We start from the raw sequence: 17,925 nt of genomic DNA on the forward strand, positions 1-17,925 counted from the left end.
ATTTTAATCTTCAACCTTTACATACCCAATAAGCTCCCATTTTTGACCGTTGTGCTTTAGCTCAATTTTATAAGTGTCGTTAGTTTTATCTTCATTGGTCCAAGAGCGCCAACTACCATCAGCCGCGACATAAATCTCCTTTTCCCAGACATGGTAAGCCTTCCAAAAATAAGTCTCCCCGTCCTCAGACCACGGCGCGCCATCAGCAGTCAAGCTTTCAATACCATCAATCACCCAACCACCATGCTGGTAAAGCCTCTCGACACCCTCATAAGCCTCCAACTCGCTCTTAAAAGTCGGCGACACAAACTGACGAGCCATCGAATAATCACCAGTCTGCACGCCATAATTACCCCATTTGACCCAGGCATCCAAAGTCTTACGCATACCTTCAACAGACTTCTCACGGTACCCGTCTTCAGGCTCAGTAGGCTTCGGCACATTCTGTGCCGGACCGTACTTATCCGCCGGGCGGTACTCCCCGTTGGGCGCCTTCGAGCCGCCCGAGTAGCCTCGAACAGTAGACGGGGTTGCGCTTGCCGAAGGCGACTCAGATGCCGCCGCAGACGCCGAGACGGTTTCGCTCGGCGCTGCGGAGGCGGTAGCTGCCGCCTCGTTATTTGCCTGCTGGCCACATGCCGCAAGCAGGGCACCCAGGCCCACAAGTGCGCCGCCGCCCAGCAGGGTGCGGCGGTTGAAAATGGTCGAATCCATAGAAGATACGCTCCTATCGTCGGTGATGGTGTGATGCATATGTGCATGTCGGGCCGTTATTCACAGGTCAAGCTGACTGCCGGAAGGAAAACAGCCCCGTAGCTCGCCCATTAAGCGCATCGGTGCGTTATTGAGTACTACAGTTACCACCCTACCGCATGTTTGCCGTCGTTTGCATTCTTTTGAGGATGGTGGCGGTGGTTGGTCATTATTCGGGCTTCTCAATGTTTTATGCATCAAATATCTCTGCGCCCGCGGAGGCGCCGCCTCAGCAGAATTTGTGCCATGGTTTAGCGTCTTCGACCATGGCTTTTAACTACGACCAAAGACACTAACCTATGGCACAAATCCGTAACCCATGACCGAATCTCCGGCTGCGCCAGGTAGGTGAGAGCTGGTTATGGGTTATGCCTTAGCCTTTTCGTCGATAGGTTAGTGTCTTCACTGCGGGTTAAAGACCCACGGAGAAGACACTAACCTATCGAAAACCTCGGTCTAAAAAGCAGGCGGCCCTGAATATTCAAACATTCGGGGCCGCCTGCTGCGGTTATTCAGAGCCTACGAGGCAATCTTCGCGATCTGGAACATGGACGCCGGCATCGGTCGGTCCAACGACCAGCGAATATGCATCGGCTTGGAACCCTCGTGAGAAATGTACTTCACGGTGCCCAGGCACATGTAGGGTTCGGGGCCGAGCCTATTCTCCCTGTGCTGGCGGGCGAAGAGCACGATGCGTCGGCCTCGCTCCTCATGGTGTTGGAAGAGCTGACCCGTCGGACTTTCGGGGGTTGTCGCGCTCTGCGAATCCCACGCGAACTCGTCAGTGCTGATGGCGTAGTCCTTATACATGGTGGCCGGGGAGAAGTGCTTTTCAGACTTTTCCAACGTCACCAGTAGCGCGGTGGTATTCGTCGGGTCGAAGGGCACAACACCGTTGACCACGCCGCCGGGTACCTTGAAGTTCTCCTCCTGACCACCCAGACCAGCAAACAACTCCTCGCGAGAGTAGTAGGCGTGAGTGCGCAGGGGGATACCTTCGCCTTCAAAGAGCGGCAGGGTGGAGGTGGTATCCGTACCGGCGTTAAAGTTCCAGACGCTCTCCATCTCCTGCAGCATGCCGCGGTTCTTACGCAGAGTCGCCAGACCCTCGTCGAGGCTGAACTTCTCAGAGGAACCGTCCCACTTGGCCTTCGGCCAGATGGAGAACAGGAGCATCCATGCGTGGCGGCGCTGTTCATCGGTCATGTCCTGTTCCAGGATGTCCGTGTTCAGTAGCTCCAGGTATGCGTTAATGCGGAACGTGTCGTGCACGTGTGTGAGTGCCTTGACGCGCTTATTCGTCTCGACGGCCACGTTGTCCTGGAAGGGAACCACCAGGTCGGGGTACAGTCCACTCGCGGCCTTGAGGCTGGTCCAGGTCGTTGCAACAGGCTTAGTAATACCGGGCAGGGGCACCTTGCTGCTACGGCCGTAAATCTGGGGCAGACCCATGCTGTAGCGGTTGATGAAGTCAATGACGGTGGGGTCAATATCGGTGCCCGCGGAGTTTCGCCGCATATCTTCCAGGTAGCTCTTCGCCGTGTCGATAAGGGCGTTCTGGTTCATGCGCAGGGACTCACGAATCTTCTGGATGACCTGCTTCTGGGTCAGCTCATCCAGGTGGAAGTGGCAACCGGCCGGCAGTTCGGGGCTCTTAATGTCCTGCTCGGTCAGGGCGCCCTGCCGCACAAAGGCGCGGTACTTACTGTGAACCATGAAGTTCTTGTTCTGGTGTCCCACGAAGTCGAGGACCGTCAGAACAGACTTCAACGGTGCACGGCGCAGACCGCGGCCCAACTGCTGCAGGAAGAGCGTGAGCGACTGAGTGGGGCGCAGCATCAGGAGGGTGTCGACGCTCGGAATATCGACGCCCTCATTGAACAGGTCCACGGTGAAGATCGTGGTCAGCTCGTGGCTGTCGTCTGCAAGGTTGTTCATGACCTCGGCGCGGCGCTCGGCGGAATCTGTACCGACCAAGAAGTCGGCGGGAATACCCACCTCGTTAAACTTCTGCGCCATGTATTCGGCGTGCTTCACGCTCACGCAGAACCCGAGCGCCTTCATGCGCAGGGGGTTGTCGACCTTCTGGCGCAGCTCCTCCACGATGATGCGTAGGCGGCGTTCAGCCTCGCCCTTGGTGTACAGGTTTTCCAAGGCGTTTTCGTCGTATTTGCCGCTTCGAACGTCGATACGGCGCAGGTCGGTGCCGTCGGCAATGCCGAAGTACTGGAAGGGCACGAGGAGGTGGTCTTCGAGTGCGTCCCACAGACGAATTGAGGTCGCCACGTAGCCGCCGAAGTACTTGTCGGCGATGTTCACCCCGTCTTCTCGTTCGGGGGTTGCGGTCAGGCCAATAAATTCGCGGGGCTCAAAATAGTTGAAAACCTTGTCCCAGCTGGCGGCCTTAATGTGGTGACACTCGTCCATGATGATGACGTCAAAATAGTCCGGTGCATAATTCTCAAGAGTTGCACCCGACAAAGTTTGAATGGTCGCAAAAACGGCCTCGTTATATTCGGGCTTTTTGCCGCCGGTCAGGAGCTCACCGAAATTACCTTTAAGCATGACGTCGCCGAAAGTGCGGCGCGCCTGGTCAAGAATTTCTTTTCGGTGCGCAATGAAAAGCAGCTTCAGCTTTTTGCCGGACTGCTCGCAGAGGCGCCTGTAATCCAGGGCAGAGAATACGGTCTTGCCGGTGCCAGTTGCGGCCACGGCGAGGTTGCGGTGACGTCCCTTAGAACGAGCGTTCTGCATTTCTTCGAGCATACGCGCCTGATGCGGGAACGGGTGCACATCCAGCAGGGACGAGTCGATATCGTACTCCAGGCCCTTGCTCTTGCGGCCGGTAATATCGGCCTTGGCCAGGGCGGTGTCGAGCTCCTGTTTCTCCTGGTCAGTAGCGGTATAGAGGGTAAAATCACCGCTCTTCCAGTAGCTCTCGAACAGGCCTTCAAACTGGCGGATCAGGCCGGGAGTAATCGGGCTTGAGATACGCACATTCCACTCCAGGCCGTCAGTGAGCGCGGCGCTGGACAGGTTCGAGCTACCCACATAGCCGGTGGACATGCCGGTATTGCGGTGGAACAGCCAGGCCTTGGCGTGCAGGCGGGTGCTGTCGCCCTGGTAGCTGATTTTCACCTCCGCACCGTACTCTTCAACGAGGCGGTCAATAGCCTTGCGGTCGGTCGCGCCCATGTAGGTGGTGGTAATAATGCGGAAAGGAATACCACGATTTTTAATAGCTTTAAGCTGCTCACTCAAACTATTAACGCCGGACATTTTAAGAAATGAGCAGAGCAAATCTACACGGTCTGCACTTTCTAATTCTTTCTGAATTTCAGTATTGAGATTCAGGTCTTTAGAAGTATTCGTCATCAGAGCGACGTCGCTCAGGGGAATATCGGGGCGCGTAGTTTTTGCGTCAGTGAGGGCGAGCTCGCGCATCTGAATTACGTTGCTGTCGTCATCGGTCAGCAACGAATCGTTCTGCTCTTCGGCATCCTGCGGCAGGAGCTCCATCATTCGGTTGATGAGTTCCACCTGGTCTGCGGGGGTTTTGAGGCTTTCGAGGGCGGGAGCCAGCTGGGTGGCGAAGAACTGGGTGAGCAGTTCGGGGATGTTGTAGTCGTCCTTTTCGAGGATTTCTTCCTGCCATTGCGCGCCTTCGGGGATAGCGCGGCTCATGAGCGATGCGCTCTTGAGGTGTTCGTAGAGTCCCAGGGGGAGAGTTTCGTCAGTCGTGGTCATAGCAGCAGCCTAGCAGCACGGGCGGTTTGCTGCTGCTTGGGTGGTCACCGGTTCACGGGGGAGGGGTGGTGGAATCCTGTAATTACAAAAATCCTGGCGGCTCCCCCCATACGCCTTTCCTCGAAAAGCCACATGTGTTTCGAGAAGCCACGTAACATGTTGCTTTTCGAAACACATGTGGCTTCTCGGCGATTAAACTCGGCGCAGCAATCACCCCGCCCCGCACGCAGAACACACCAGCCCAAACGCTATTGATTCGCATCACAGGCCGGCGTTCTTAGGTATCCTTGGGGTAACACCCAGACAGAAGCCCGCCCTCCACCTCGAAAGGGGCCGCATGAAAACCTTCTGGACTAACCTACCCCTCACCATCCGCGCGGCAGTCATCTTCTGCTACGCCTACGCCGCGGTGCGCATCCTCAACCTCTTCTCTGAGGCAGGCACCGCACCGTTGACCCCGCGCACGCTCCTCGACGGTGCCCTCACCGCCGCGGTCGTCGTCGGTGCTCTCGCCCTGTATCTGGGTAACGCCCTGGGTGCCGCTCTGCGCGCCCGACGAGAAGGCTACGAGCCCCGCCCGGTCGGCATCATCGTCGCCTACGCGCTCTTCGTGGCGGTGTGTACCTACCTTGTCTGCCGCCTCATCGCCTACACCGTGGAGGCGGGGCTCACCTGGCTCTTCCCGCCCGCCCTCGACCCGGTGCTGGTCGCCGTGGGTATGGCTGTTCTTGGCGTGATCAACTATGTGCGCCTTGACCGCACCCGTAAGGACTAACCGGGGAATGGCACTACAAGAAACCCTGTAATTACAAAAAATCTCCCGCACCGGGTGGAGCACACCTCCAAGGCATGCCCCCCAGTGCGGGAGATTTCTATATCAACGGAACGCCGCAACCTTCACGCTACAGCGCCGCGTGCACCTTACAGGCTCTGTGCCTGAATTGCGGTGATCGCAACGGTGTTGATGATGTCCTCAACGGTGGTACCGCGCGACAGGTCGTTCACGGGCTTACGCAGACCCTGCAGAACCGGGCCCACAGCGGCAGCACCCGAAGACTGCTGAACAGCCTTGTAGGTGTTGTTACCGGTGTTCAGGTCGGGGAAGACGAACACGGTAGCCTGACCAGCAACCTCGCTGCCGGGCAGCTTGGTCGACGCAATGGACATGTTCGATGCAGCGTCGTACTGGATCGGGCCCTCGACCGCGAAGTCGGGGTTCGATGCGCGCACGAGCTCGGTTGCCTCGCGCACAACGTCCACATCTGCGCCAGCGCCGGAGGTGCCGGTCGAGTAGGACAGCATAGCAACCTTGGGGGTCACGCCGAACTGGCGTGCAGTCTCCGCGGATGCCTTCGCGATGTCGGCGAGCTGCTCTGCGTTGGGGTTCGGGTTCACTGCGCAGTCGCCGTAGACCAGAACGCGGTCTTCCATCAGCATCAGGAAGACGGAGGACACGATCTTGGTGCCGGGGCGGGTCTTGATGAACTCGAGCGAGGGGCGGATGGTGTTCGCGGTGGTGTTCACTGCACCGGAAACCATGCCGTCGGCGATGCCCTTGTAGACGAGCATGGTGCCGAAGTACGAGGGGTCGGTCATGCGCTCGCGAGCAGCCTCGATGGTGACGCCCTTGTGTGCACGCAGCTCAGCGTAGGTTGCTGCGAAGTCTTCGGTGTACTCGTTGTTCTCGATGTCGATGATGCGGATCGAGCTGGGCAGCTCAATACCCTCAGCCTGGCAAATCTCTGCAATCTTGGCGGGGTTGCCGAGCAGGATCAGGTCGCAGAAGTCGCGGCGTGCAATGATCTCGGCGGCACGCAGGATACGCACGTCGTAGCCCTCGGGCAGGACCACGGAGCGGCGGTTTGCGCGTGCGGTCTCGATGAGGTTGTGCAGGAAGCGCAGCGGGGTCATGGATGCGGGGCGCTCAATTTCGAGGCGTGCGAGCAGTTCGTCCTTGTTGACGTGCTCGTCCCAGCCACCCATTGCTGCTGCGAGCTTGCGCTGGTGGCCGCTTTCGAGGGCGCCACGGACGCGGGAGACTGCGCGTGCAGACTTGAAGGTGTCCTTGGTGGTGGACAGCACGGGGAACGGCGCGTTGTCGATGAGGGAGCCGACTGCGGTGTTCTTGCCGGGCAGCGCGTCCAGGCCGCCGGTGAGCAGCACGCCGGAGGGCGCCGGGAAGGTCGGTGCCAGTGCGGATGCGAGGGTTGCTGCAACGATGTCTGCACGGTCGCCGGGGACAATCACGAAGTCGCCGTCGACGAACTGGTTCAGGAAGTTGGAGACGTTCATTGCTGCGACCTTGATGCCGTGAATATCGCGGCTGAGGTCTTCTGCCTTGATGCCTTCGGTGTCGAGCTTGAGGGCCTCGGCAACTTCACCGACGGTGGGTGCGTTCAGCTCGGGGATTTCGGGCAGTACGTAGACGGGCAGGTTTGCGTCGCCGCGCTTGACGGACTTCTCGATTTCTTCGCGCAGTTCGGGTTCTGCACGGCCGACGATGATGGCGAGCAGGTCTGCCTTGGAGGCGAGCAGCTCGGTGCGTGCCACGTCGACTGCGGTGACTGCTTCTTCGACGGTTGCTTCCTGTGCGCCGACGATTGCGACGACGGGCAGGCCGAGGTCACGTGCGATCTGGACGTTCAGGTCGAATTCGACTGAGAGCGCGTTGGCGGGCAGGTAGACGCCGTCGACGATTACGACGTCGCTGTGTGCTGCGACCTTCTCGTAGGCGGAGACTGCGCGTGCGGAGATCTCTTCGGTGTCGCCTTCTGCGATAAGTGCGAGTGCGTCGGTCATGGAGACTGCGCCGCCGACCTGCTCTTCGGTCAGGCCGAAGTGCTCACGGATGAGGCGTGCCATGGGGTCGTCGGCGATGGTTGCGCCGTCGAAGACGGGGCGGAAGAAGCCGACGCGGTCTGCGCGCTTGATGAGGGAGTCTGCTAGGCCCAGGGCGACGAGGGACTTGCCCGAGTTCTGGGACATAGCGGAGAGGTAAAGACCGGTGGTCATAGTTTTACTTTCCTTCTATGCGGATGTTCGGCGCTGGGTCCCGCGGCTGCGCAGGGGTGTATGTGCTCCTGTGCGCGGGTGCGTCGAGCTTATAGGTCATCTTCTATCTTAAGGCGTTGTGGGGGTGGTGCCTAACAGGGTGTGCGGTGCGCTGCGTCATGTGGGCGGGCTGTTCCCCTGTTGCGGTGTGTGGTTTAGGGGTTGAGGATGCGCGCGTACCGTACGCTGTGGCCGGGCGCCCAGATGCCGCGTGCTTCGAATTCGATGCTGTTGCGCTGGTAGCCGAGGTGCTCGTAGAAGGAGAGCGCTCGTTCGTTTTCTGCCATGACCCACAGGTAGGAGTTTTCGTCCGGGTAGATGACGGAGTCGTAGAGCGCCCGACCGAGCCCGGTGCCGTGCGTGTGGTTGAGGGTGTACAGGTGCGTGAGTTTGCGGGTGCCTGCGGGCAGTTCGGGGAGGGTATCGGCGCGTTCGAGTTCCCAGGCGGATTGTTCGCATAGGGAGAGTGCCACGCCGACCGGCTTATCCCAGTCGATGCGTGCGCCGATGGAGCAGGAGAGTCCACCGTCGGAGGTCCAGCCGGGCACCTCGTAGGCGAAGAAGCCGCGCACGGTGGGGGAGGCGAGGTGGCGGTGGAAGTCTTCGAGGTATTCGTCGCGTTCGGCGCGGTGGCGGGCGGTGAAGCTTTCCCCGAGCGCGTCAAAGTAGATCGGGTCGTAGGTTTGTTCCATGCAGTCCAGCTGCAGGTTGACGTATTTTTCGGCGTCGGTCGGTTCAATCGGTGCGAGCGCGTAGCGGCCCTGACATACAAATCCCATGGGTTCTAGTCTACTCAGCCTGCCCCTGTGGAGGCGGTCCTTCGCGGGTGCGTACGCTAGGGGCGTGCTGGCGGTAGCTATGTGGGGGCGGCTAGGGGGTAGTGGCTATTGGGCGGCGCTGTTGCTTTGAGTCGTGTCGGTTAGGCTAGTGGGTATGGCGAAAAAGAGCAGGGCACCCAAGAAAAGCCAGAAGGCACAGAAAACCCAGAAGCAGCAGAAGAACCAGAAGAACCGCATCGACGATACCGAGAACACCCCCGTGCAGGGTGCCGCCGCTGGCGTGTACCCGATCTCTACGGGTGAGGCGGAGCTGGTCCCCGACGGCTACCACGCCGACGGCTGGCTGCTGCTCATTAATGGTGTGCAGTCTTCCCACGTGATTGTGGGTGAGCCCCGCCAGCTGGATTTTGAGTACATACGCTGGATCGCGGCGGTCGTCTCCTCGCATGTGGAGGAGCACCTGGACGTCGCGAAGCTGCGCATCACCCACCTGGGCGGCGGCGCGTGCTCCATGGCGCGCTACTTCGCTGACCTGTACCCGACGAGCCGCAACACGGTCGTTGAGCTGGACGCCAAGCTCGCCGAGTATGTGCGTGCCTGGTTCGACATCCCCAAGGCGCCGCGCGTGAAGATTCGTGTGGGTGAGGCGGGTGCCGTCACCGCGACCTTCGCGCCCGCATCCCGTGACGTGGTGATTCGTGACGTATTCGCCGGGGACACCACGCCCGAGGCGCTGACCACCGTCGAGTTCACCCGCACCGTTGCCGAGTCGCTGGCACCCGGCGGCCTGTACATCCTCAATTGCGGTGATGGGCCGGCGCTGACCGGTGCCCGCGCGGAGGCGTCCGCCCTGCTTGAGGTGTTCGAGTACGTGTGCATTGTGGCGGATTCGGCAATGTTGAAGGGCCGCCGCCGCGGCAACGTCATTATTGCCGGTTCCCACGCGCCCCTGCCGGAGGCTGGTTCCGTGCAGGCTGCCGCTATCGCCCGTGAGCTCATGGGTGGAGGCGTGCCCGCCCAGTACTGGGACACCGCGCGGGTTCGCCAGTTCGTGAGGTAGCGGTTTCAGCCGCGGTATAGGTTTTCGGGGGCGGCTCAGGTTTTCTGGCCATAACCTAAGTTTTTCGACCATAGGTTAGTGACTTTGGTGGGGGTTTTTAACTACCGCCAAAGACCGTAACCTATCACCGAATTCGGCGCCCCCTCCACGGCAGACGCTACTATAGTGGCATGCGATACACCTACCTTGGCCCCTCCGGCACCTTCACCGAATCCGCCCTGCTGAGCGTCCCCGGCGCATCCGACGCCGAACGCATCCCCGCCACCAGCGTGCCCGACGCGCTCGCACGCCTGAACGCGGGCGAGGTGGACGCCGCCATGGTGCCCATCGAAAACTCCGTGGAGGGCGGCGTGAGCGCCACCCTGGACGCTATCGCAGCCAGCGAGGGTGTACGCATTATCCGCGAGGTGCTCGTGCCGATCCGCTTCGTGCTGGTCGCCGCGAAGCCCATCAGCATTGAGGACGTTAAGACCATTTCCACCCACTCGCACGCCTGGGCGCAGGTGCGCGGCTGGGCGCAGGAGAACGTGCCCACCGCCGCCTACCTGCCCGGCTCCTCCACCGCGGCGGCGGCTGTCGGCCTGCTCGAAGAGGGCTGCACCTACGATGCGGCAATCTGCTCCCCGGCGCTGCTGAACTACCACCCGGAACTGCACGTACTGCAGGACAACATCGGCGACAACAAGAACGCCGTAACCCGCTTCGTGCTGCTCTCCCGCACCGCCGACATCCCCGAACCGACCGGCTCCGACAAGACCACCCTGACCGTGCCGCTGCCCACCAACCGCGCCGGTGCCCTGCTCGAACTGCTCGAACAGTTCGCGGTACGCGGGGTGAACCTCTCCCGCATCGAATCGCGCCCCACCGGCGAAGGCATGGGCTCCTACTCGTTCAGCATCGACGCCGACGGCCACATCTACGAGGCACGCATGCGCGATGCCCTGCGCGGCCTGCACCGCGTCTCCCCAACGCTGAAATTCCTCGGCTCCTACCCGCGCGCCGACCACGAAAACACCGAAGTCGACAGTATTCACTCCGACGGCTCTTTCGACGCCGCACACGAATGGGTCGAGTCGCTCTTCCCCAACGGCCGCCCCGCACACCTGCAGCGCCACTAGCGGCGGCATCCTCAACAGCCCGGCGGCACCACCAGCCGCCCGCCGCTAGCCACCCCCGCACCTACCCGCGCCCCACCAGCGCAAACCCCGCCCACAACCCACCGCAAGATTAGGTAGGATAAAACAGTGATTGATATTAACCTCCTCCGCGAAAACCCCGACGTCTTCCGCGCCTCCCAGCGAGCACGCGGCAAGGACGAAACCCACGTCGACCGCATCCTCGAAGCCGACACCGCACGCCGCGCACTCATCGGCGAATACGAGAACCTGCGCGCCGAGCAGAACGCCTTCGGCAAGACCGTCGCAAAGGCCCCCAAGGAAGAAAAGCCCGCCCTCGTCGCACAGGCCAAGGAACTGGCAGCCCGCGTCAACGAAGCAAAGGCAGCCTCCGAAGCGAAAACCGCCGAATACGAGGAACTGATCAGCAGCATCGAAAACCTCATCATCGACGGCGTACCCGTCGGCGGCGAAGACGACTACGTAGTCGTCAAGGAAGTCGGCACCCCCCGCGACTTCGCAGCTGACGGCTTCGAACCGCGCGACCACCTCGAAATCGGCGAACTCGTCGACGGCATCGACATGGCACGCGGCGCAAAGGTCTCCGGCGCACGCTTCTACTTCCTCAAGGGCCAGGTAGCACGCCTCGAGCAGGCACTCATGTGGATGGCGCTCGACCTCGCAACCGAGCACGGCTTCACCATGATGACCACCCCCACCCTGGTACGCCCCGAAATCATGAACGGCACCGGCTTCAACGTCAAGCACGACGACGAAATCTACCGCCTCGAACGCGACGACCTGTACCTGGTCGGCACCTCCGAGGTGGCGCTCGCCGGCTACCACACCGACGAAATTCTCGACTTCGAGAAGGGCGCGAAGAAGTACCTCGGCTGGTCCTCCTGCTACCGCCGCGAGGCTGGCTCCGCAGGTAAGGACACCCGCGGCATCATTCGCGTGCACCAGTTCAACAAGGCTGAAATGTTCGTCTACTGCCCCATCGAGCAGGCAGAAGAGATGCACGAGAAGCTGCTGTCCCTCGAAGAGGAAATGCTGCAGCGTTGCGGCCTGGCATACCGCGTGATTGACACCGCTGCAGGCGACCTGGGTACCTCCGCAGCCCGCAAGTTCGACTGCGAGGCGTGGGTCCCGACCCAGGGCACCTACCGTGAGCTGACCTCCACCTCGAACTGCACCACCTACCAGGCGCGCCGCCTGAACATCCGCGAGCGCACCCCGGACACCGTGGACGAGGCAGGCAACGTGCGTAAGGGCCGCACCCGCTCCGTAGCGACCCTGAACGGCACCCTGGCGACGACCCGCTGGGTGGTTGCCATCCTGGAGACTCACCAGCAGGCTGACGGTTCTGTCCGTATTCCGGAGGCTCTTCGCCCGTACATGGGTGGCGCCGAGGTCATCCCGGTAGTAGCTGCTGAGTAAGGGAAAACCCCGCCCGCTGAGTAATCTCATAACCAGCTAAAAAACCCGCTCACCGCGTAAACGGTGGGCGGGTTTTCGCGTATCCCGGTAATCTAAGAACTATGCCTCTATACCGTAAACTTCTTGGTGTTTCCGCGGCGGCGGCGCTGACCGCCTCCGTCACTCGTGCCCGCCGTGAAGCGCGCCGACGCGCTATCGAATTGGGTGCTCCCTTCGGCGTTCTGCCGACCCTGCCCACCGGTGAGGCGCAGCGCGTGGGCGTGGTGTACAACCCCAGCAAGCCCGGCGCTGCGGCGGCTATCGAGATTCTGGAACGTACCCTCGCGGCGAACGGCCACCCGCAGCCGCTGGTGCGCACCACCCGCGTGGACGAGCCCGGTTCCGAGGCTGCCCGCGAGCTGATCGCTGAGGGTGTTGACCGGCTCATTGCTGCCGGTGGTGACGGTACGGTGCGTGCTGTGGCGGCGGCGCTGGCGCATCATGAGGGGACCAAACCGCGCCTGGGTATTCTGCCGATGGGTACCGGTAACCTGCTGGCGCGTAACCTGTATATTCCGGTCAGTGACGTGGCGGCGTGTGTGAATATTGCGCTCAACGGTGCAGGTCAGAGTGTTGATGCGATTGAGATGACGACGACGAGCACCCCCGGCGAAGAAACCGAACACACGTTCTTTGTGATGAGTGGTGCAGGCTTTGACGCGCTCGTCATGAACGACACGAACGAGGACATTAAGGCGAAGTTCGGGTGGGTTGCGTACGTGCAGTCCGGCATGAAGCACATGCTGGGCAGGTCGCACCCGGTGCGTATCAGCGTGGATGGTGCGCCGTTCCGTACTCTGCCGATGCGGTCGGTGCTGATCGCGAATTGTGGCCGCCTGCAGGGTGGTATTCGCCTGGCGGATATGACGGATGTGAATGACGGCAATCTTGAGGTGATTGTGGCGTCGCCGCGTAATCTGGTGGAGTGGGGGCTGCTGATGGCGAAGGTTACGCGCCGCACGATTCTGGGTTCGCCGCGTATTGAGCTGCCGGTGATTCGTCACCTGGTGGGGTCTGAAGCGGTGTTGGAGTTCCCGGATGGTGCGCAGCCTGTTGAGGTGGATGGCGACCCGGCACCGTCGGCGTACCGTATTAGTGCGCGCGTGCTGCCTGCCGCCGTGGAGGTGGCGGTCCACCCAGAGGTGCTCTAGCGGGCGTAGTGAAGGTGTAAGGCGGAATCCTGTCTAGCACCCTAATCACCCGTTTGTGACCTGAATTATGAAAGAAATCGCGGATTTTTTCATTATTTCCTGAAAATCGGGAGGATAATGAAAAAAACCGCGATTTTTTACACCATCAAGGAGGGCACCCGTGAACACCACCAGCACAAGGTACCGCACCCTCAAAAGCATCTTTCACGAACGCGGCAAAGCCGCCGCACAAACCGAACTGCAGGCACGCCGCAACGGCCACTCCACCCACCTCCTCAACGAATTCACGGTAGGGGAGCACCCCCTGTTCTACCTGGCAGACCGCACCACGCTCGCATCCTTCGAACGCATCATGCGCCGTGAACGGCACATCGAACAGCTGAGCTCCCAACTGCCCAGCATCGCCATGCAGAGCTACCTACTCGACCTGGCAGTACGCAGTATCGTGGCGTCCGACCGCATCGAAGGTGTACACACCACACGCCAGCTCATCTCTGAGGCGCTTACCTCCGGCGACAGTGAGGACCCCCGCGCTAAGCGCGCCGTCGAATTCGTGAACCTCCTCAAAGACCTGGGGGCAGACCGCCCACCCTCCACAGTTGAGCAGGTACGTAGCCTCTACGACACGCTACTCGAAGGGCACCTCGCGGAAGAAGACCGCCCAGACGGGGCGCTATTCCGCACCAAACCCGTGGTTATTCACGACAACACCCGCGAAATTCACCGCGCCCCCGACAGTGAAGCGACCATCACCGCTAACGTTCAGGTGGCGCTTGACCACGCCCTCAACCCGAACGTGCCGGCGCTATTCTCCGCAATCGCCGCACATTTCATGGTGGAGTACACGCATCCTTTCTACGACGGCAACGGCCGCCTGGGCAGGTACCTGCTGGTGTCCCACCTGGGGCAGACGCTCACCCGGCTGACGACCCTCACTCTGCCGAGCACTCTCAACATTCAGAAGAGCCGCTACTACAAGGCGTTTAGCGCGGCGGAAGAACCCCTCAACTACGGTGAGGTGACCGGTTTTCTGCACGTTTTTCTGGGGCTGATCGAGCAGGCTCAGGAGCACCTGGTAGACGAACTGGAGTCACGCGACCGTGCGTGGCGTGCTCTTGGCAGGCGTATCGCTGAGCTGGAGGGCAGCCGCACCTGGACGGGTGGCACCCCCGGGCTGACTTCGAAGAAGCGTGATGATGTGCTGCGGCTGCTGTACCTGCTGGGGCAGGTGCAGATTTTCCGTGCGCCGGTTGCGCCTACCTCAAGCGAATTGCAGGATGCGCTGGGTGTTACGGCGCCGACTCTGCGCGATAGGCTCAAACTGTTGCAGGGGCTTGGGTTTGTTGAGGGTGTGAAGGCTGGCCGTACGATGCGCTGGTCGCTCACCGAGGCGGGAACCGCCCTGCTGGGTCTACCCGCCGTTGATGACGACGAAGAATAGCCCACGGGCAGAAGAAACGGGGGAGGGGACGCACCGGAGTGCGTCCCCTCCCCTGAGCTGTAGTTAAACGAAAAGGCACCTCGTAAGGTGCCTTTATGCGTCAGGATCGCCAAGAACGGCCGGAATACTCCAGCTTTCATACCTTAGCGCCTTCATCCCTGGGCCCCGGAGGGCGGTAATCCGTCGTTTTATCCTGACAACCCCCACTATACGGAGGTTACTTCTGCCCCGCAACCGTTTCAGTCATGCGGGGTCGGGGTCTAGGTTCGGCGCACAAAAAAGGCGAACCCCTAAAGGTTCGCCCTTAAAGCGTTATGAGGCGCTACCCTATGGGGACCACGCCTCATACCCATGACAAGGTCCACGGCTTCGGCCAAACAGGCTTCCCCCCGCAGCCTCACCCTTTCCCCTCCCTACACAGAACAAGTCTGATAGGAACTCATCACTTACATGATGAGTAGCACGGTAACTTGCGCAGAGCGTACGAGATGAGTTTTAACTTGTACCTCAAGGTTACCAAGCGCGGGAATCTCTAGCAACGCAAACGGTCATTTTTGCGGTGCCCTCCCCAGAATGACCGCGGGCAGTGCCTGTTTTCGGTACCTGGGTTAGGCTGGAATATACGAGGTGCCTTCCAAGAGTATGGGAGATGCGCCCCGCACTAACCAGCCACACAATGAAAGGTGAAGCTGCGAGGGAAATATCGGGAAGAGCCGGTACTTTCTAAGCATCATAAGCATCACAAGATGAAAACTCTGTATACCGTTTTTCCCTACGCTATCGCCATTATCTGCACAGTAGTATCGCTTCCGACTTACCCGGTCGTATCCGCTATTACCTTTGGAATGCTTGCACTAGCAGCCGTACTCCATGCATGCGCATGGTATATCCGTCGCCACCGCAGCGAAGACTAACGAAAGGACCCACCTAATGGATCGCATGCTGATTGTAGGCGTCAATGAAATGGCGCGTTTTCTGGGTATGACTCCTGCGGGTCTGCTCCGCCGAGGCGAGCTGCCCGAGCCCGATTTTATGTCGCACAGCAATAAGAGAATTTGGTTGCCGGCTACCGCGGAGGCGTGGAATACCGAGTACACGAGCCGCCCCGAATTTGGGGAGTGGGGTCGCCGCCGACGAGAGAAGAAGCAGGCAGTGGAAAAGCCTGCCGACTAGGCAAAAGTTCAAGAAACGAACTCTTCCACCGAACCCAACGCAACCGGGCAGTACCAGCCCGTCGACTCACTTCCGGAAAGGCAATAACCATGGAAGACAACACCCCCGATTTTGAGGCGCTCCACAAGTACCTCGTAGACAACAGCTCAGAGGTCTTCACCCCGCTTATCGAGGCCGAAGACGACGACGAAAAACGCCGCTTCTACCTCGCCCTGCAGACCTACTCCCTGCAGCAGAAGCAGCGCATTGTTCTCGCTGACGAGAACTTCGTCGTCTAAGCCGTTTAGGCAGTCTAAGGAGCCGCACATGAAGCCCCAATACATCATCATCGGCGGAGTCAACGGAGCCGGTAAGAGCACCCTCTACCGCACCAACCCGCAGATTTTCGGTGACACCCGCCGCCTCAACGCCGATGAGATACTCCGCGCTGCAGGAGGCGACTGGCGCAACCCCGCCGACGCCGCCCGCGCCATGCGAGACACTGTGCAGGACCTGCGCCAAGCGCTCGCGGCCGGTGAGTCCATCCACCAGGAAACCACCCTTGCGGGTAACGCCAAATCCTTCCAGAACCTCATCGACCGCGCCCACGCCCAAGGGTACGAGGTGACCCTACTGTACGTGACGCTCAACAGCGCCGACACCGCCGTGGACCGGGTCGCCGCCCGCGTTGCCAAGGGCGGGCACGGTGTTGACGAGGCAGATATCCGCCGCCGCTACGACAGCTCCCACGCGAACCTGCAGGTGCTCGCCTCCTCTGTGGATACCCTGCGGGTCTTCGACAACACCCACTGGTACGAACCGGTGTACTGGCGTGCCGGTTCCAAGGTGTTGCTCGACGAGCCGAGATACGGTCTGCACCTCAGCTAACCGTCACCTCCCACCCTCACAACCCAGCCGTGAGGGCGATCCGTGAAGGTCAAGAAAGGAACATACAGTGTCAGATCATTTTGACCTGCACCTGCGCTACCCCGAACTATTCGAGCCGCTCACCGAAGAGCAGCGCCGCAACGTCATGCAGCCCCTCACCTCATCCTGGCTTGAAGGCGACAACCCCACCCGCGAAGACGTCACGCTACTCATCGACTACGAGCTCGGGCGAATCACCGCAGAAGAATACGACCGGCAGGCACTAGCGAAAGCGCTCGCCTACCAGGTGCTGACAAGCCAAAACGTGGGCCAGCACGCAGAGGAGGGCGAATAGTCATGAGTCATCAGCAGAACTGGGCGGCGTACTTCTACCCCGAACCCTACCAGCACGTCATGCGGAACAAGCCGGGCATCAAGGACCCCGCGGCGCTTTCGCTCTACGAGCACCGCGTCATCACCCGACGAGGCTACGAGCTCACCAAGAACCCCGAGCTCATCGCCCACACCTTCGACGCGGAGCACCTCAAGGCCATTCACCGCTACCTCTTCCAGGACGTGTACGACTGGGCGGGAGAGTACCGCACCGTAGATATGTCTAAGGGCGTGAGTGCTTTCGCGAGCGTTCAGCGCGGGCCCTTGAGCATTGACCGGTACCTCGACTACGTTTTCACTACTAGCCGTGCGACTGACTGGGCGAGCCTGAACCATCAGGAATTTGTGGAGGCTGCCGCCGCGATTTTCGCGCACCTGAACCATGCGCACCCTTTCCGTGAGGGTAATGGTCGTGCGACTCGCATTTTTATGAATCATGTGGCGGCGCGTAGTAATTTCCGGTTTGATTATGTGCGTGCTGGCCGCCGCGGCTGGAACCAGAGTTCCATGTTTAGCGGCCCGGATCGCGGGTATTTTGAGGTGCATCCGGAGGAGCTGCATCAGCTGTTCAGCATCATCACTGTGCCGCGTGATACCTAGTCAGGGTGCTAAAACACCTTGGGCAGCTACCCGATGAGGGCATTAACGCGTGGATGCCCGCCACCTTATTGGTAAGGCGGCAGGTGTTCCCCGCACGCGCGGGGATGAGCCCGACAGACACGCTTATATGTTGGATTTTGGTCAAATTGTTGTATATTTGCCTCGTACCCAATTTCAGTGCGTGCCCGAGAAGGCAACACCTCAGCCGACGTTGGCTGTTCATTATAGACGGTTGAGCTCGACCCAAGCATGCCTGAAGCGCACCGACTTCTCGGGTTCATCCTTATGCAATTAGGGGCCCCTCGTCGCGCAAGAGACGAGTATGCGAAAGCAGCAA

The 17,925-nt window shown here is 60.4% G+C and carries 15 protein-coding genes; 11 read left to right on the top strand and 4 right to left on the bottom strand.

Going from position 1 to position 17,925, the window contains the following annotated elements; all coding sequences use genetic code 11:
- Nucleotides 1–3 precede the first annotated feature (3 nt).
- Complete coding sequence (locus RQ593_RS00065) at nucleotides 4–714, bottom strand: DUF6318 family protein (protein ID WP_311449455.1); 711 nt, start codon at nucleotides 712–714, stop codon at nucleotides 4–6.
- Between the two features lie 558 nt (nucleotides 715–1,272).
- Entirely contained in the window at nucleotides 1,273–4,500 is a 3,228-nt protein-coding gene (locus RQ593_RS00070) for a DUF3427 domain-containing protein (protein WP_311449456.1), read from the bottom strand.
- A gap of 337 nt (nucleotides 4,501–4,837) precedes the next feature.
- On the opposite strand from RQ593_RS00070, the gene RQ593_RS00075 reads away from it, so the two are divergent.
- Entirely contained in the window at nucleotides 4,838–5,275 is a 438-nt protein-coding gene (locus RQ593_RS00075) for a hypothetical protein (RefSeq protein ID WP_303950103.1), read from the top strand.
- A gap of 146 nt (nucleotides 5,276–5,421) precedes the next feature.
- On the opposite strand, the gene pta is transcribed toward RQ593_RS00075, so the two are convergent.
- Nucleotides 5,422–7,512, bottom strand: coding sequence for a phosphate acetyltransferase (gene pta / locus RQ593_RS00080; RefSeq protein WP_311449457.1), 2,091 nt, complete (start codon nucleotides 7,510–7,512; stop codon nucleotides 5,422–5,424).
- A gap of 194 nt (nucleotides 7,513–7,706) precedes the next feature.
- Nucleotides 7,707–8,330, bottom strand: coding sequence for a GNAT family N-acetyltransferase (locus RQ593_RS00085; RefSeq protein ID WP_311449458.1), 624 nt, complete (start codon nucleotides 8,328–8,330; stop codon nucleotides 7,707–7,709).
- 154 nt (nucleotides 8,331–8,484) lie between these two features.
- Between RQ593_RS00085 and RQ593_RS00090 the strand changes: the two genes are divergently transcribed.
- From RQ593_RS00090 to RQ593_RS00135, 10 genes are all read left to right on the top strand, one after another.
- Complete coding sequence (locus RQ593_RS00090; RefSeq protein WP_311449459.1) at nucleotides 8,485–9,390, top strand: fused MFS/spermidine synthase; 906 nt, start codon at nucleotides 8,485–8,487, stop codon at nucleotides 9,388–9,390.
- A gap of 170 nt (nucleotides 9,391–9,560) precedes the next feature.
- Nucleotides 9,561–10,508 (top strand): prephenate dehydratase, encoded by a 948-nt coding sequence (pheA, locus tag RQ593_RS00095; protein ID WP_311449460.1) that lies wholly within the window; start codon nucleotides 9,561–9,563, stop codon nucleotides 10,506–10,508.
- A 126-nt stretch (nucleotides 10,509–10,634) separates the two neighbouring features.
- Nucleotides 10,635–11,945: a serine--tRNA ligase gene (serS, locus tag RQ593_RS00100; RefSeq protein ID WP_311449461.1), complete on the top strand. Its 1,311-nt coding sequence runs from the start codon at nucleotides 10,635–10,637 to the stop codon at nucleotides 11,943–11,945.
- A 101-nt stretch (nucleotides 11,946–12,046) separates the two neighbouring features.
- Nucleotides 12,047–13,135: a diacylglycerol kinase family protein gene (locus RQ593_RS00105; protein ID WP_311449462.1), complete on the top strand. Its 1,089-nt coding sequence runs from the start codon at nucleotides 12,047–12,049 to the stop codon at nucleotides 13,133–13,135.
- Between the two features lie 160 nt (nucleotides 13,136–13,295).
- On the top strand, nucleotides 13,296–14,576 hold the full coding sequence (locus RQ593_RS00110; RefSeq protein ID WP_311449463.1) for a Fic family protein: 1,281 nt from the start codon (nucleotides 13,296–13,298) through the stop codon (nucleotides 14,574–14,576).
- Between the two features lie 930 nt (nucleotides 14,577–15,506).
- The gene (locus tag RQ593_RS00115) at nucleotides 15,507–15,749 is read left to right on the top strand and encodes a hypothetical protein (RefSeq protein ID WP_070643610.1); all 243 of its coding nucleotides are present in this window, start codon (nucleotides 15,507–15,509) and stop codon (nucleotides 15,747–15,749) included.
- A gap of 89 nt (nucleotides 15,750–15,838) precedes the next feature.
- Nucleotides 15,839–16,027 carry a transcriptional regulator gene (locus tag RQ593_RS00120; protein WP_311449464.1) on the top strand — a complete coding sequence of 63 codons (189 nt, stop codon included), beginning with the start codon at nucleotides 15,839–15,841 and terminating at the stop codon, nucleotides 16,025–16,027.
- A 28-nt stretch (nucleotides 16,028–16,055) separates the two neighbouring features.
- Entirely contained in the window at nucleotides 16,056–16,616 is a 561-nt protein-coding gene (locus RQ593_RS00125) for a zeta toxin family protein (protein ID WP_311449465.1), read from the top strand.
- A 67-nt stretch (nucleotides 16,617–16,683) separates the two neighbouring features.
- The gene (locus tag RQ593_RS00130; protein WP_311449466.1) at nucleotides 16,684–16,950 is read left to right on the top strand and encodes an alpha-mannosidase; all 267 of its coding nucleotides are present in this window, start codon (nucleotides 16,684–16,686) and stop codon (nucleotides 16,948–16,950) included.
- Between the two features lie 2 nt (nucleotides 16,951–16,952).
- Entirely contained in the window at nucleotides 16,953–17,588 is a 636-nt protein-coding gene (locus tag RQ593_RS00135) for a Fic family protein (RefSeq protein ID WP_311449467.1), read from the top strand.
- Nucleotides 17,589–17,925 lie beyond the last annotated feature (337 nt).

This window comes from uncultured Rothia sp. (assembly GCF_963507905.1).
GTDB lineage: Bacteria > Actinomycetota > Actinomycetes > Actinomycetales > Micrococcaceae > Rothia.

Excerpts from the sequence above, each read along its gene's own strand:
- RQ593_RS00065 (WP_311449455.1), bottom strand. The coding sequence starts at position 714 with ATGGATTCGACCATTTTCAACCGCCGCACCCTGCTGGGCGGCGGCGCA.
- RQ593_RS00070 (WP_311449456.1), bottom strand. The coding sequence starts at position 4,500 with ATGACCACGACTGACGAAACTCTCCCCCTGGGACTCTACGAACACCTC.
- RQ593_RS00075 (WP_303950103.1), top strand. The coding sequence starts at position 4,838 with ATGAAAACCTTCTGGACTAACCTACCCCTCACCATCCGCGCGGCAGTC.
- pta (WP_311449457.1), bottom strand. The coding sequence starts at position 7,512 with ATGACCACCGGTCTTTACCTCTCCGCTATGTCCCAGAACTCGGGCAAG.
- RQ593_RS00085 (WP_311449458.1), bottom strand. The coding sequence starts at position 8,330 with ATGGGATTTGTATGTCAGGGCCGCTACGCGCTCGCACCGATTGAACCG.
- RQ593_RS00090 (WP_311449459.1), top strand. The coding sequence starts at position 8,485 with ATGGCGAAAAAGAGCAGGGCACCCAAGAAAAGCCAGAAGGCACAGAAA.
- pheA (WP_311449460.1), top strand. The coding sequence starts at position 9,561 with ATGCGATACACCTACCTTGGCCCCTCCGGCACCTTCACCGAATCCGCC.
- RQ593_RS00105 (WP_311449462.1), top strand. The coding sequence starts at position 12,047 with ATGCCTCTATACCGTAAACTTCTTGGTGTTTCCGCGGCGGCGGCGCTG.
- RQ593_RS00115 (WP_070643610.1), top strand. The coding sequence starts at position 15,507 with ATGGATCGCATGCTGATTGTAGGCGTCAATGAAATGGCGCGTTTTCTG.
- RQ593_RS00120 (WP_311449464.1), top strand. The coding sequence starts at position 15,839 with ATGGAAGACAACACCCCCGATTTTGAGGCGCTCCACAAGTACCTCGTA.
- RQ593_RS00125 (WP_311449465.1), top strand. The coding sequence starts at position 16,056 with ATGAAGCCCCAATACATCATCATCGGCGGAGTCAACGGAGCCGGTAAG.
- RQ593_RS00135 (WP_311449467.1), top strand. The coding sequence starts at position 16,953 with ATGAGTCATCAGCAGAACTGGGCGGCGTACTTCTACCCCGAACCCTAC.